General features: G+C 60.2%; 9 protein-coding genes, 1 tRNA gene and 2 pseudogenes. 4 read left to right on the top strand and 8 right to left on the bottom strand.

What is annotated here, in order from left to right; all coding sequences use genetic code 11:
• Nucleotides 1-35: 35 nt before the first annotated feature.
• A complete protein-coding gene (locus tag ACK59Z_RS13335; RefSeq protein WP_104961279.1) occupies nucleotides 36-740 on the bottom strand; it encodes a LexA family transcriptional regulator in 705 nt (234 codons plus the stop codon).
• A gap of 87 nt (nucleotides 741-827) precedes the next feature.
• Between ACK59Z_RS13335 and ACK59Z_RS13340 the strand changes: the two genes are divergently transcribed.
• Both ACK59Z_RS13340 and ACK59Z_RS13345 read left to right on the top strand, forming a co-directional pair.
• Nucleotides 828-1,127: a DUF6124 family protein gene (locus ACK59Z_RS13340; protein WP_014590335.1), complete on the top strand. Its 300-nt coding sequence runs from the start codon at nucleotides 828-830 to the stop codon at nucleotides 1,125-1,127.
• Nucleotides 1,128-1,575: 448 nt separating this feature from the next.
• The gene (locus tag ACK59Z_RS13345) at nucleotides 1,576-2,091 is read left to right on the top strand and encodes a DUF4880 domain-containing protein (protein ID WP_108191710.1); all 516 of its coding nucleotides are present in this window, start codon (nucleotides 1,576-1,578) and stop codon (nucleotides 2,089-2,091) included.
• A 133-nt stretch (nucleotides 2,092-2,224) separates the two neighbouring features.
• Here ACK59Z_RS13345 and tssM read toward each other — a convergent pair.
• From tssM to tssB, 4 genes and pseudogenes are all read right to left on the bottom strand, one after another.
• Nucleotides 2,225-5,852: pseudogene (gene tssM, locus ACK59Z_RS13350) on the bottom strand (type VI secretion system membrane subunit TssM).
• Nucleotides 5,849-7,315 carry a type VI secretion system protein TssA gene (tssA, locus tag ACK59Z_RS13355; RefSeq protein WP_108191708.1) on the bottom strand — a complete coding sequence of 489 codons (1,467 nt, stop codon included), beginning with the start codon at nucleotides 7,313-7,315 and terminating at the stop codon, nucleotides 5,849-5,851. Before tssA ends, tssM begins: the two are co-directional and overlap by 4 nt.
• 50 nt (nucleotides 7,316-7,365) lie before the next feature.
• Nucleotides 7,366-8,694, bottom strand: a pseudogene (tssC, locus tag ACK59Z_RS13360) (type VI secretion system contractile sheath large subunit); the annotation flags it as partial.
• Nucleotides 8,695-8,711: 17 nt separating this feature from the next.
• Complete coding sequence (gene tssB / locus ACK59Z_RS13365; protein WP_108191707.1) at nucleotides 8,712-9,215, bottom strand: type VI secretion system contractile sheath small subunit; 504 nt, start codon at nucleotides 9,213-9,215, stop codon at nucleotides 8,712-8,714.
• A gap of 328 nt (nucleotides 9,216-9,543) precedes the next feature.
• Between tssB and ACK59Z_RS13370 the strand changes: the two genes are divergently transcribed.
• Both ACK59Z_RS13370 and tssE read left to right on the top strand, forming a co-directional pair.
• On the top strand, nucleotides 9,544-10,221 hold the full coding sequence (locus tag ACK59Z_RS13370) for a type VI secretion system-associated protein TagO (RefSeq protein ID WP_409293213.1): 678 nt from the start codon (nucleotides 9,544-9,546) through the stop codon (nucleotides 10,219-10,221).
• Nucleotides 10,218-10,994, top strand: a complete 777-nt coding sequence (tssE, locus tag ACK59Z_RS13375) for a type VI secretion system baseplate subunit TssE (RefSeq protein ID WP_409293187.1) — start codon at nucleotides 10,218-10,220, stop codon at nucleotides 10,992-10,994. The genes ACK59Z_RS13370 and tssE overlap by 4 nt, the downstream gene beginning before the upstream one ends.
• A 157-nt stretch (nucleotides 10,995-11,151) precedes the next feature.
• Here tssE and ACK59Z_RS13380 read toward each other — a convergent pair.
• From ACK59Z_RS13380 to uvrC, 3 genes are all read right to left on the bottom strand, one after another.
• A tRNA-Gly gene (locus ACK59Z_RS13380) sits at nucleotides 11,152-11,227 on the bottom strand.
• A gap of 63 nt (nucleotides 11,228-11,290) precedes the next feature.
• The gene (gene pgsA / locus ACK59Z_RS13385; RefSeq protein WP_003251374.1) at nucleotides 11,291-11,851 is read right to left on the bottom strand and encodes a CDP-diacylglycerol--glycerol-3-phosphate 3-phosphatidyltransferase; all 561 of its coding nucleotides are present in this window, start codon (nucleotides 11,849-11,851) and stop codon (nucleotides 11,291-11,293) included.
• A 32-nt stretch (nucleotides 11,852-11,883) separates the two neighbouring features.
• On the bottom strand, nucleotides 11,884-13,707 hold the full coding sequence (gene uvrC, locus ACK59Z_RS13390; protein ID WP_003251376.1) for an excinuclease ABC subunit UvrC: 1,824 nt from the start codon (nucleotides 13,705-13,707) through the stop codon (nucleotides 11,884-11,886).

Consider the following 13,707-nt stretch of genomic DNA (forward strand, 5'->3'; position numbering starts at 1 on the left):
CGCCGTTCACCGTTGCCGCCGCTACTCAAACCCTTTCAAAAGGCCCCATGCACCCGCACGACCACCCCAAGAAATTCGCAACCCTCTTCGCACAACAGCGCCGGGTAGTTGCTGTTCAATGCCTTCAGATAACGCTGCCCACCTTCCTCGGCCAGCTCGCGGAAAATCGCCGGTTTGCCGGGCTGACGAGCGATAACCAAACGCCCCGCCTCAGCCTCTACACCTGGGTCCACCAGCATCCGCATGCCCTGCGGCACACTGCGGCCACTGACAGCGCTCATGGCATCGTTTTCCACGGTTAGCCAGAACGCCTTGCCCTGTGCCAGGTAGTCAGTCTGCTCGAAAACAGCAGGCTCTACAGCCGTTGCAGCCTCTAACTCACTCCAACCCAGCACCGGGTAACGGAAGCAGACGATGTATCGCATGAGGTCGAGTTCATCATCGTCTGCTATCTCGTAAACACTACGCTCCTCGCCAACCTGCCCCTGGATACGCAGCTGCAGGCTGACGTTGTAATGAGGCATGCCAATCTCGACGAACGTGCGGTTCATCGATTCGATTTTCGGCTGACGCCGCTTGTTCACCCAATGACCGACACTGCCTTGAGACACACCAACGCGCTCGGCAAGCTGCTCTTGAGTGAGCCCTAGCTCCTCCATCCGGTCACGGACGAGGGCAATCCATTTATCCATATTCATCGCTGGCACGATACGGACTGCCTTCAAGCGCTCAATAAACATTCAGTATTATTTATCGGGAAGAATAAAAATACTGTAGGTATTACCATCGACCTGACCCCTTCCCTACTGGCTCCGGCAGGTATCAGGATGAAACTACCGAAAAACGACGAAACAGATCTCGACAGCGAAGCCGCACGCCGCGCGCTCGACTATTACCTCAACCCCAACCCACCGCGGCCCACCCTGGACAACAGAATCTGGACCCTGCACGAAGGCGTAACCGGCGACCAGGCCCAGGAACACGCCATCGCCCTGCTGCGCTGCGCTGCGGCCACCGCCCAGGAAACCGCCACTCACCAGCACGGCAGCCAGCGAGAACTGACGTTCGCGTTGATGCACATGATGGACATGGCTCGCGCACTGCTGGAGCACAAACGCACCGAGTGAGCGGGTTTATAGACAAAAAAGAAGGGAGAGAACGTGATGGCCAGGTAACGGCAAAGGCCCCGATTGCCGGGACAAGGAAGCGCGCCGGTAAAACTTTTTTACCGGATTAGCGAAAATTCATTTGACTGGCAAATGATAACGATTATTATTGCACTCAGCTGATCGCGAGATCCGCTGGATAACCTGAAAGCTTAGGTCGCTCTCAGATTATCTCCTCATCAGGCTAATCACGGTTTTTGACCCGGCTTTTTTGCCGGGTCTTTTTTTTGGCTCTTCAGGCTAATGAAGATCGTGATGGCGCGCATGATAGCAAAGGTGTTTCAGGGCGTGAACGCTCGTTACAAAACTTTGCGGAATCAGCACTTGAGAATCAATCTCGTTTCGCCTACGCTGTTTCCGCATCAAGGAAGATGCCCCCTCCTCCCCTTTATAGAGCAAGGAGCTGTCCATGACCCGTCTGCTGCTGCCCCTTGAGCACCCCACTCCTGCTGCCGAGCACGATGCCGACGATGCCCTGCTGCATGCACTGAAGCGGCTACCACGGCGCGTACAGCAAGTATTCCTGCTCAACCGCCTCGATCAGCTGGACTTCGCCAGCATCGCTGCGCACCTTGACCTGCCACTGGCGAGTATCGAGCGCAACATGGGCCAGGCGCTGCAGGCTGGCCGCTCGCGCCGGGATGTGCTGGCGAGCGTGGCCGGGCAATGGTATGTGCGCTTGCAGAGCCCGCAGGTGACGGCGTGCGAGCGTATCGACTTCCGCCGCTGGCTGGATGCGGATCCGGCGAACTTGCAGGCGTTTCACGATACGGAACTGCGGTGGCGCAGCCTGCTGGCGCCGGCACGGCAATTGGGCCATGACGGCTGGTATCGGCAAGGCCGGGCGGCGCTGTCGCTGGGCGGCTGCTCGGTTGCGGTCGGGCTTGGTGTGGCGGCGTTGGTACTGGTTGGGTTCTGGGCTTGATCAGCGCTTAGGCATGCCTGTACGTCCCTCCCCCTGAGCATGCACCGTGCGCATGTCCGACTTCAGTTGCTCGATAGCGTGGGTACAGTCATGCAGTGCCTGGACTCGCTCTTCGTTTCGCACCGCCTCCTGCTTACATGAAAGGCACATCCGCCTGTTCGACCAACGCCACCCTCGCTGGCTGTTGCAACAACCCTCGGGGCAACCGAAAACCTTTGAACGGTTGTTGAGTAATTGGGTTGAAGGCTTTTTCCGCGTTCAGCCGGTAGCGCATCACACCATCACCCGTCCTGAAGCTCAGGTCCACGCTGGTTGCCGTACGTCCATTGAGCTCACCGCGGCTCAGCAGGCGGAACATCGACCAAGGCCCTCGATACTCCAGGCTGCTGCTATTGCCGTTCTGCCTGAGCAGGGTCAGGTTGCTGCGCACGTGTTGCCCCAAGGTATTGGGCCAGACAATACCGGTGATCTGGCTTGGGCCGTGGGTGTAGGAAATCAGCTGCCCATCCAGATCCAGCAGGCTGGTGCGTTGATTTGCACTGAGCCCCAATGGCTCGATGCTGAACTGCACGCTGAGGTTACCGCGCTGATCAAAGAACGTTTCGCGGATGCGATCAGCCAGTTTCAGCTGCTCGATCACATCAGTACGGATCAGGGAACGCCCCTGCAGACCAGCCTGCAAGGCCTCCAGATTGTCCTTGAGAAAGAGCTTCAGGTATTGATCCTGGAACTGCTGCAGTCGCCCATTCGGTCCAAAGAACGCTTCAAAGTCTTCCAGCGAAGCGTCGGGTGCCCTGACGACGAATGGGTAGCGCTCGGCCAGGCGCTGCTGGAAGAAGCTGTAGACTTCAGCATCCCACCGTCGCTCCAGCTCGCGCAGCGCTTCAACGTTCAGCACTTGCGCCGTTTGCTCTGCCACCTTTCTGACGTGATGATTGATTGGCTCCGGCAAGCCAGTGGCGACGCGTTGCAAGGTGCCGATGGGGTCGTGCCCGGTCATTGAAAAGCGCTGATGCACCGCGTGCAGCGCGGCCTTGCCCCGGTCTGGGCTACCCTGTACCGCCTTGGCATAGTCGTGGACGGCGGCTATGGCTGCGTGGGTTTCATCGTAGTAGCTCGGCTTTTCGCCTGCAACGTGCAACATGGCGTTCAAGCCTGCAAACGCCCGCTGGATGGCCAGCGCCTGTTGTTGCTCGGGCTTGCTGTTGACCGAAACAAGCGAGGGGGGTCTCATCCGCCACGCCAACATTCATTGGTGATAACAGCGAACTGTTGTCGCGAACCGTCTCCAGCAATCGGTGCAACGGCGCCGCTGGCCCGGCCAACTGTTCAAGGATCGTGATGCCATGATCCAGGTCTCGAAAATCCGCCACGGAGAATGCGTTCAAGGCGCGGCGCCAACTGTCGATGTAGTCGGCGCTGTACAGGTTGCGCAGGCGCTCGTTCAGCGCAGCCTGGTCGGCATCGGAGTAGTCCAGTTGAGCACGTTCCCCCAGTGCCCACTGGTCGATCATTGCCATTTCCGTAAAGCGCTGACTACGCGGTTCAAAATACTCCTTGAAGCCTTTGGCGGTGAGCATGGGTGCCAGCAAAACACCATTGTCGCCCTGGCTCGAGCCGGAAGACAGCTGGTAAACGACATCGAACGCAGGCCCCACCTGATGACGCAGGTCCAGACCGGTATGCAACTGCTCCTGGGCCTGCTGCTTCAGGCCTGCATACACGCGTTGTGGCAACGGCACCTTGCGCAAGGTCTGCTGCACGTCGCTGACACGCTGGCGATACTGCGGCAGGTCGGTATCCGCGTAGGCCAGGGCATACTTCAGGTGCCGCATTAGGTCACGTTGCAGCTGCCCCTGGCCGGGGAAGGCCTGTTGCCACTGTCGCGCCATCCAGTCTTCGACCCATTCCGCTCGGCGGTTCCGGCGATCCTCGAGCATCCGGTAAACCCGGAGCGCGGCCATTTGCTGCTCGCTGCCGGGGGGCGCCGCATCCATGGCATCAATCACGCCGCTGGCCAACGCAGGCAGGAAACGCCTGGACAACAAACTGAGGTACGCCTCATCCACGGTCGGCCCGATGGCACGGCCCTGATACAGCCCCAGATCAGCAACACCCGGCCACGCAGCGCGGTAGTCGCCAAACACTGCTACCGCATCGCGGATCTGGTCCAGTGGCTCCAGCAAGTTGTGCCCGGTCGGGTCCAGACGCTGATCCACTTCGTGATGGCTGTACTCCCGGCTCTTGGCCAGCACGCTGGCGGCCTTGACGCCATTGATGTCGAAGTAACGATGCCAGCTGGCGATGGCGACGCAGAAGGCCAGGACGCCTACAGAAGCACCCACCCACAGCAATTGTCGCTTGCGCCGTGCCACCCTGACGTTGTCGCCGGCAAGGCCGGCCTCCTTGTAGATGACCCGCCCAAAGGCCTGTTGAATGAAGTAGGCCAACGCCTTGCCCTGCGCCTTGCCCTCAAGCAAGGGGAGGCTGGTCTTGTAAGGCTGCGCCGCCTCACGGACAAAGGCGTTGCGCACGTCACCGTGCTGTACGACTGACGACCAATACACACCGCGCACCAGCGCCGGGGTGGTGAAACGGTCACTTGCCAAGGTCTCGCGCAGAAAACTCAACAGCATTGGACGCAACCCGAGCAACTGCCTATGCAGTGAGTAGAGACGTGAACGCAACGCAGGGCTACCCTGCACGTCCAGACGATCGATCACCTGCTCGAACAGCTGCTCCAGCAACCGATCATAGTGTTCGCCATACTCGCCCAGCCAAGCGTCGAAGGTGTCGACAGCATCCAGCTTGAACGTGAATCCAAACAGGCTATTGCGCTTGGCGGCCGAAAGCTTGCTGTAGAATGGGTCGAAGCCGTCCAGCAGATCGAATTTGCTCAACACGACATACAGCGGCAAGCGCGAGCCCAACTGGCTGCTCGCCTCGTAAAGACGCGTGCGCAGCAGGTGGGCAAGTGCCGTGCGTTGCTCGACGGTTCCGTGCAGCAGCGCGGGCAGGTCGACAACCAGCACCAGGCCGTTTAGGGCTCTCTGGCTTCGATTGCGCTGCAGCCAATCCAACAGATGCTGCCACAGTTTGGCTTGGGTTCCAGACGGTACCGAAGACTCAACGTCAGTGGAGTCACTGCCCAGCGAATCTGCGGGGCCGTTCTGGCTGATAAAGGCACCGGGCGGGTCGATGATCACCGCATCATTGCTGATCCACCACCCCACGGGGTAGGCGAGCGCCTGCGCTGGCCGTCCCCGTGCCTGCGCCTTGTCGATGCGGGTCAACGAGAAACTTTGATCGGTGCAGTCAATAAAGCTGCTCTTGCCGGCCTGCCTGGCGCCCAGCACGAGGTACCACGGCAATCGGTACAGCGCGCGACGCCCACCGGCATTGTCCAGGTAGCGTGCGAGCCCTTGGCTCAACGCCTTCTCTTGTGCATGAACGAACGGTTGCGCCGGATCCACATCGGCAGCCATCGCCTGCTGACGTTCTGCTTGCAAGCGGCGAAAGCGCGTTCTCAACACGATCAGCCAGCACAACAGCGCCACCAACACGAACACCAGGCTGGCCAAACTTCGATGCGCCACACTGGCCAACGGCTGCTGATCGCGCCACGTCCATTGCGGGCCGAGCCACCAGATGGCGACCAGCATCAGCACAGCGCCAAGCCCAAGTAGCAGCGGCATTGCCAGACCGATACGGGACATCAGCGGCCAGCCCCAACGTTTGAGGTACTTCCAGAGTTGATTCATCGAGGCTCCTGCTCCTTGTTCCGATCGGCCAGCACGTGGGAGGACGCGTATTGTTGAAGCCGCTGAAATACCTCGGGCTCCCAGTCGCTGGCGGTGGTTTGCTGCATCGTGCGCGCTACCCCGGCGCACAGGTCCTGGGCTAACCAGGACACGCCTCGTGCGGCCAACAGGTCCGCTGCGATGAGGGTGGTATGGCAGCGCTCGCGAGGGGCTCGAAAATCTGCCTGCATCCCCTGCAGCCTTATCAACACCGGTTCTACGCCGCCGCTTTCCAGCTGGCTGACCAGTTCTTCGCGAAGGCTGGTGAACTCTTGGGAAGCTCCGGCTTGCTCGGATTGCCCGTCTGCCCCTTTGAGCCAGGCCAGGCATTGGTCGTCGACAAACACCCGACCGTCGCTGAAGCACAGCTGCTGCAGCGCTGGCATGCGCAGCACGAAACGAGCGGTCGCCGCACGGATGGCCTCAGCCACTTCGCCCATCGCCAGCCGCGAAGCGGCGGTTGCGGCAAGGAAGCTGCCGCGAATCCAGAAGGGCGAAGCCGACACACTTTTTTCAACCCGCTGGAGCAACGCCGCGTCGATTACGGTACCGGCTATGGCCTCCTCGTAGTCGCTGGCAATATCCCGCGGCACTGCCATCAACTCTGTACGGTTGCCCTGCCGGGTTTGCGGTGCGGCCTGAATGTGGGCCCACAGACCGAAGCGACGCAGTTGATAGCCGGTCGGGTCGTAAGGGTCCTGCTGGTTGATCAGCTCGGCCATGCTCAGGATGGCTCGGCGCGTCTCGCGCTCGTTACCGATCGACATGCAGGGTTTCGGCGTGGCGATGACATCCACCAGCGGCGCAGGTTGGGGGCTCTCCACCGGGTTCTTGGGCGCATCGCACTCGCCAATACCGTTGGCAAGCGCCGTGTGTTTGCGCAACAGGCGCTCCAGCTCACCCAGAACAGCCGGGTCAAGCTGGGCGGCTTCCTGCTGACGTAGCAAACGGGTCAATGCACCCTTCGCCGCTGCGGCGTGAGCCGGGGTGTAGGTGAAACGATCAAGGCGCGGCAGCGCATCGATCAAGCGATTGAGCACCAGGCCAACGACCTTGCGCTTGGTCAGGAAGCCCTTCGGGCCAGGCGCTGGATGAGCGGTTTCCCAATAGCCTTCGATCATTCCGCCCAGCAACGCCAAGGTGAACCCCCAGCGCTCCCAACAACCACTGCGCAGCCACGCAACGCTCAAGTGCGCGACGATCCGCAGATGCTTGCACTGTCGCTCCAGGTACTGACCGGAGGCCTCCTCGATGTAGTCCCAGTCGATAGACGCTTCCTGCAGCCCACCCAGCTTGACCATCTCCTGGTCAATGGCCTGGTAGGTTTCGTCTTCCCCATCGAACAGCCCCGCCGGTACCTGGGCATTGATGGGTGCGAGCAACCGTGTGATTTCTTGCGCCTCGACCTCAGCTACCAGCGACATGTCTTGCGAGCCTCGTCGATAAGCGGGTCCAGCCCCTGAGCGTCAAAAACGAGTCCATCAACGGCAGGGTTGTCGCTCTCTACGTGAATGCGATGGGCCCCGATCAATTGCTTGATCTGCTCGATACCCGGCAAGCCTCTGCCGGCGTCGAGCACTTGGCCGTTTTCCATCACTTGCCACGGTGTGGGTACAGTAGCGCCCCGCTCCCCTCTCAACCGCACCTGCACTCGGCTGGCATCGACGGGTTCGGGTGTCTTGGGGAAGTTTTTCGGCTTTTGCACCGAGTTGGCTGAGAAGAACGCGGCGTTGTCGCTGTCCTTGCGCATGGTCAGGGCAATAAAGCCCTCTTCGGCCAGCTCGAATTCCTTGCGGTCGGAAATCAGTACCTCGGTAGGAATCTTGGCCTGCAGCTGGCCCAGCGATTCGTACAGATGCACCGGCAGGCCTTCGACGGCACCTCCCGATTGCGGGCCGATGATGTTGGGGCACCAGCGGTAGCGGGCAAAGCTGTCGTTGATGCAGCTGGCCAACAGGAAGGCTGAGCTGCCCCACAGGTAATTGTCGTGCCGGCCGTTGATGTTCTCATCGTAATGGAAGCTGCTGATCGGCTGGTCCTGGTGATGGTAGGCGGAGCGCAGCATGAAGCGCGGCCCGGTCAGCGCGATGTGGCGGGCATCTTCGCTCTCGCGGAACGCGCGCCACTTGGCATGCCGTGGGCCGGCGAAGATGTCTTTGATTTCTTTCAGATTGGGTAGCGCTTCGAAGCTGCTCAGGTTGAAGAACTCCGGGGAGGGTGCCGCAATGAAGGGCGCATGCGACATGGCACCGACGGACGCCATGTAGCTCAACAGTTTGATATCAGGCGAAGAGGGGCCGAAGTTGTAGTTGCCAACCATTGCCGCGACCGGCTCGCCACCGAACTGGCCGTAGCCGGCGGTATAGACGTGTTTATAAATACCACTGCAGGTAATGTCGGCGGCGTTCTCGAAGTCATCGAGCAAGTCTTCCTTGCTGACGTGCAAGACTTCGAGCTTGATGTTCTCGCGAAAGTCCGTACGGTCGACCAGAAGTTTGAGGCTTCGCCACGTGGATTCAAGTTGCTGGAACGCGGGTTCATGCAGAATGGCATCCATCTGCTTGCTGAGGAGCCGATCCAGCTCGGCAATCATCTGGTCGACGCGATGCTTGTTGATCAATTGATCTGGGTCATGACTCTTCAGAATTTCGGCAATGAAGGCGGATACACCCTGCCTGGCCACTTGGTAACCCTCTTGTGTGGGAACCAACTTGGTTTCTGCCATGATCTGGTCGAGCAAGGTGGCATTGCTCCGTGTTTCGGCCTGTGTTTCAACAGTGACAGTTGTGCTTGGCTTTGGCATGGGGACGCTCCGTTGTCTCAGTCTGCTTTTGGCGCTTCAAGCACCAGGTCCAGTTCTTGCGCGAGTTGCTTGCGGGCATGCGCGTCGTTCAGAAGAAGCTGCAGCTGTTTGCGGAAGGTGGGCACGTTGCCCAGCGGGCCTTTCAGGGCAACCAGCGCTTCACGCAGCTGCAGCAGCTTGTTCAGCTCGGGCACCTGGCGTGCGATGCGGTCTGGCCCGAAGTCCTGGATGGACTTGAATTGCAGGTTGACTGCCAGCTCTGCATCCGGAGTAGCGCCAAGCGCAGAGGGCACCGACATGGCCAGGCTCACATCGGCGTCGTTCAACACGTTGTTGAAGGTGTGTTTATCGATGCGCATGACCTGACGGTCTTCGAGGGAGCGGCTGTCGTCGAGGCCGAAGTCACCCAGCACCATCATCTTGTGCGGCAGCTCTACCTCGGCCTGCTCGTCACCGGTGGCGGGCACATATTTGATGTTGATGCGTTCTTTGGGTGCAACGGAGCCGGAGGATTTAGTCATGGCTATATATCTTTTTTAGTGTGGGTTTTATATGTAGGACGCGTCCTACAAGTAAGCTTGCGCGTTAAACGTTTAATAAACATGATTTCTGAGATTTGAGTTGTTCGTTGCGTAAAAACCATGCGCTGGATAATCGTCGAGCGTCGAGTTCAAATATGTAACAAAATAAATTCTTGAATAGAATTGAGTTTATGTACTAGCCTCTTTTTCGCTGTTGGGATAGCTGGGTTAATTCACGGGCATGTGTACGATTGAGTGGGAGAGTTAAGGTGAGATGATTATTCGTTATGCAGGTGGCGTCGGACTTTCATTCCTGTTGTTGTTGTTGATGCCTGCCTTGACCCGTGCATCGCAGGACTGCCCACGGATCGTGTCCAATATCGAACGCCTGGCGTGTTTCGATCAGGCGGCGGGTACGCCGGGATTCACGCCGCACCGACAGTGGTCAGCGCAGGAACTGGAAGCGCCCACGTTGCGTCGCGTATTGATCCATGAGACGGGGCGGGCGCCCGAGGACTTGATGTTTCGCCTCAGGTCTGAAGAAGGCGGGCTCCTGATCTCTGCACCTGCGATTGCTTCAGTTGCACCGCACCCCTACCTGATCATCAGCTGCGTGCAGAACATCTCGAGGTTGCAACTGGTCACCGCCCAAGGCCTGCAGGCACAGACCAACTACAAGCTCGGCACCCAACTGCCCTACCTGTTCATCGTCAATCGCCTGGCCCACTACATCAAGGTGTTGCAGCGCGAGCAGATCGGCAGCTGGAAGGAGCGACGGGACCTTGAGTCCGAACTCAACAAATGGATCAAGCAATACGTCGCCGACCAGGAAAACCCTTCGGCCGATGTGCGCAGCCGTCGGCCGTTGCGTGCTGCCAGGGTCGAGGTCTCGGACGTGGCGGGTGATCCGGGCTGGTACCAGGTCTCGCTCGCCGTGCGCCCGCACTTCAAGTACATGGGCGCGAACTTCGAAATTTCCCTGGTAGGCCGGCTCGACACGCAATGAGTGGTTTCTTCGATCGCTTGATGGCGGACCCGTCCGCCATCCGGGAGCCGTCTCGCCAGGAAAGCGCTTCGCACAAGTTCGCGGCCATCAAGCGCCACCTCGAAACGTTGCTGAACGCTCGCCAAGGCTGCTCCCAGAGCAGCCCCGAGCTTGGCCTGCGCGACTTCAATGGGCATGACGTCAGCAGTGGCGACCTGCTGCAGCAAGTGAGCGCCGATATCCGCCGTACCCTCCAGCGCTTTGAACCGCGCATCACCCTCTACGCCGAACTCGAATGCCCGCACTGCCAGGCCTACCTGCCGCAACTGCAGCGCTGGATCGTCACCAACGATCACGTCAACCTGGCCTGGCATCACCTGCCCCTCCCCCAGCATGAACCGGCCGCCAGTCGGGAAGCGCGGCGGGTCGAATGCCTGGGCCAGCGTGAGGGGCGCGAAGGCGTTTGGGGGGCGGTGCTCTGGGTCTACCTGCATACTCAAGGCAACGGCCGTGGGTTGGCTGCTGGACACGACTATCCGGACATCGGCCCGTCCCTGCAACGCTGCCTGGCCGGCGAACGGGCTGCCCAAGTCGTGGACACGCAAAAAGCGCAAGCCTTGGAGAACGGATTCAACGCTACACCCACGCTGCGCCTGACCGACAATCACACCCAGCACACCCTGATCCTGGAAGACCCAATCGATCCCGATGCCTTGCTGTCCGCAGTGGACCTGTTGAGCGCACCCGAGATTTTTGAAATGCCCGCTGACGTGATCAACGATATGTCCAGGTAGACCACGGCGTCACGGCCAGGGCGCCGCGTTGTGGTGTTTGTACTTGAATTTCGTGGAGGGAGAGGATTGAGGCAGAATGCATTCGAACGAAAAAAGGCCCCGAAGGGCCTTTTTTCAACGACTTACAGACTTCGACTGAAACCTGTAGATCTTTATTTGGAGCGGGAAACGAGACTCGAACTCGCGACCCCGACCTTGGCAAGGTCGTGCTCTACCAACTGAGCTATTCCCGCGTCGTGATGGGTGCCATTCTAGCGATTTCTAAAACAGCGTCAACCCCTTGATTCAAAAAACTTTTATTTTTTTTCCGAGCCTTCGCGCAGGTGCGGCCAGGCGGCCAACAGGTAGTGCACCATCGACCACAGCGTCAGCCCCGCTGCCACCAGCAACAGCCCGTAGCCCAGGATCACCCAGAAGGTCACCGCCGGTGGGTTGCCCAGCAGGATCACCAGCGCCAGCATCTGCGCCGCAGTCTTCCACTTACCGAGGTTGGACACCGCCACATGCGCCCGCGCGCCTAGCTCAGCCATCCACTCGCGCAGCGCAGACACCACGATCTCGCGGCCGATGATGACCGCGGCGGGCAGGGTCAGCCAGAAGTTGGCGTGGGTCTGCACCAGCAGCACCAGGGCCACTGCCACCATCAGCTTGTCGGCCACCGGGTCGAGGAAGGCGCCGAACGGCGTGCTCTGCTGCAGTCGACGCGCCAGGTAGCCGTCCAGCCAATCGGTGGCGGCGGCTACGGCGAATACGCTGCTGGCGGCCATGTAACTCCACTGATAGGGCATGTAGAACAGCAGAATGAAGCACGGAATGAGCAGGACGCGTAGAACGGTGAGCAGGTTTGGAATATTCATCGGTACGACTGGCTGCAAGTTGAGCCGGCATTCTACTCGCTATGCAGGCTGGCATAAATTGATTCGGCAAGCTTTTTACTGATGCCGGGGGCTTTGGCGATTTCATCGATACTGGCGCGGTTGAGCTCCTGCAGGCCGCCGAAATGTTTCAGCAGGTCGCGGCGGCGCTTAGGCCCTACCCCAGCCACATCTTCAAGGCTGGAGACTCGACGGGCCTTGCCACGGCGGGCGCGGTGGCCGGTGATAGCGAAGCGGTGGGCTTCGTCGCGGATCTGCTGGATCAGGTGCAACGCTGACGAATCGCCCTTGAGGGTGAATTCGTGATGCACATCGTTCAGGTACAGGGTTTCGAAACCCGCCTTGCGTGTGACGCCCTTGGCCACACCCAGCAGGGTCAGGTCGGTGAACCCCAGCGCCTGCATCACATCGCGGGCCATGTTCAGCTGGCCCTTGCCGCCGTCCACCAGCAGCACATCGGGCAGCTTGCCCTCGCCGTCCTTGATGCGCCCATAGCGGCGGGTCAGGGCCTGATGCATGGCCGCATAATCGTCACCTGCGGTGACGCCTTCGATGTTGAAGCGGCGGTAGTCGGACTTGATCGGCCCTTCGGGGCCGAACACCACGCAACTGGCCACGGTAGCTTCACCACTGGAGTGGCTGATGTCGTAGCATTCCAGGCGTTGCGGCACTTCATCCAGGCCCAGCACTTCGGCCAGGGCTTCGAAGCGCGCAGCCATGTGCTGGCGGTTGGCCAGGCGGGCATTCAGCGCCTGCTCGGCATTGGTCACGGCCAGTTGCTGCCAGCGGGCGCGAGTGCCACGCACCCGGTGGCTGATGGTCAGTTCGCGGCCACGCAGCGTGTGCAGCGCTTCGGTGATGGCGTTGAAATCTTCGTGAACAACATTGACGATCAACTCGCCGGGTAGCTCGCGCTCTGCGTTGCCCAGATAGTACTGGGACAGGAATGCGGCCATGACCTCGGCCACCTCCTCCTCGATGCCCACCTGCGGGAAGAAGTTCTTGCTGCCCAGTACTCGCCCGCCGCGCACGCTGATCAGGTGCACACAGGCACCACCCGGGTTGACGAAGGCGGCAATGACGTCGACATCGCCGCTGCCGCCCTCGATGTACTGCTGGTCCTGCACGCGGCGCAACAAGGCGATCTGGTCGCGCAGCTCGGCGGCTTTTTCGAAATCGAGGGCCATGGCGGCCTTCTCCATCTCGGCGTTCAACTCATTGCCCAGTTGCTGGCTACGCCCTTCCAGAAACATCACCGAATGGCGCACGTCTTCTGCGTATTCCTCGGCAGTCACCAGGTCGGTGCAGGGCCCTTTGCAGCGCTTTATCTGGTACTGCAGGCATGGCCGGGTGCGGTTGGCGTAGTAGCTGTCTTCGCACTGACGCACAGAAAAGGCCTTTTGCAGCAGGCTGAGGCTTTCGCGAATGGCCCCGGCGCTGGGGTACGGGCCAAAGTAACGGCCCTTGGCCTTTTTCGCCCCACGGTGAATGCCCAGGCGCGGGAACTCGCCATCGGACAGAAACACGTAGGGGTAGGACTTATCGTCGCGCAGCAGGATGTTGTAAGGCGGCCGCCACTCCTTGATCAGGTTCTGCTCCAGCAGCAACGCCTCGGTTTCGTTGGCGGTGATGGTGGTTTCAACCTGGGCGATGCGCGCAACCAGTGCGGCGGTCTTGGGCGCAAGGCCAGCCTTGCGGAAATAGCTGGCCAGGCGTTTCTTCAGGTTCTTGGCCTTGCCCACGTAAAGCAGCCGGGCTTCGCCGTCGAACATCCGGTAAACGCCCGGGCGACCGCTGCAGGTCGCCAGGAATGCGCTGGCATCAAAGACTTGGGACAT

This window comes from Pseudomonas sp. KCJK9058, from assembly GCF_046230975.1.
Lineage (GTDB): Bacteria > Pseudomonadota > Gammaproteobacteria > Pseudomonadales > Pseudomonadaceae > Aquipseudomonas > Aquipseudomonas alloputida.

What these genes read in the sequence shown, in the direction of transcription:
- ACK59Z_RS13335 (WP_104961279.1), bottom strand. Translation starts at nt 740, where the DNA reads ATGTTTATTGAGCGCTTGAAGGCAGTCCGTATCGTGCCAGCGATGAAT.
- ACK59Z_RS13340 (WP_014590335.1), top strand. Translation starts at nt 828, where the DNA reads ATGAAACTACCGAAAAACGACGAAACAGATCTCGACAGCGAAGCCGCA.
- ACK59Z_RS13345 (WP_108191710.1), top strand. Translation starts at nt 1,576, where the DNA reads ATGACCCGTCTGCTGCTGCCCCTTGAGCACCCCACTCCTGCTGCCGAG.
- tssA (WP_108191708.1), bottom strand. Translation starts at nt 7,315, where the DNA reads ATGTCGCTGGTAGCTGAGGTCGAGGCGCAAGAAATCACACGGTTGCTC.
- tssB (WP_108191707.1), bottom strand. Translation starts at nt 9,215, where the DNA reads ATGACTAAATCCTCCGGCTCCGTTGCACCCAAAGAACGCATCAACATC.
- ACK59Z_RS13370 (WP_409293213.1), top strand. Translation starts at nt 9,544, where the DNA reads ATGCCTGCCTTGACCCGTGCATCGCAGGACTGCCCACGGATCGTGTCC.
- tssE (WP_409293187.1), top strand. Translation starts at nt 10,218, where the DNA reads ATGAGTGGTTTCTTCGATCGCTTGATGGCGGACCCGTCCGCCATCCGG.
- pgsA (WP_003251374.1), bottom strand. Translation starts at nt 11,851, where the DNA reads ATGAATATTCCAAACCTGCTCACCGTTCTACGCGTCCTGCTCATTCCG.
- uvrC (WP_003251376.1), bottom strand. Translation starts at nt 13,707, where the DNA reads ATGTCCCAAGTCTTTGATGCCAGCGCATTCCTGGCGACCTGCAGCGGT.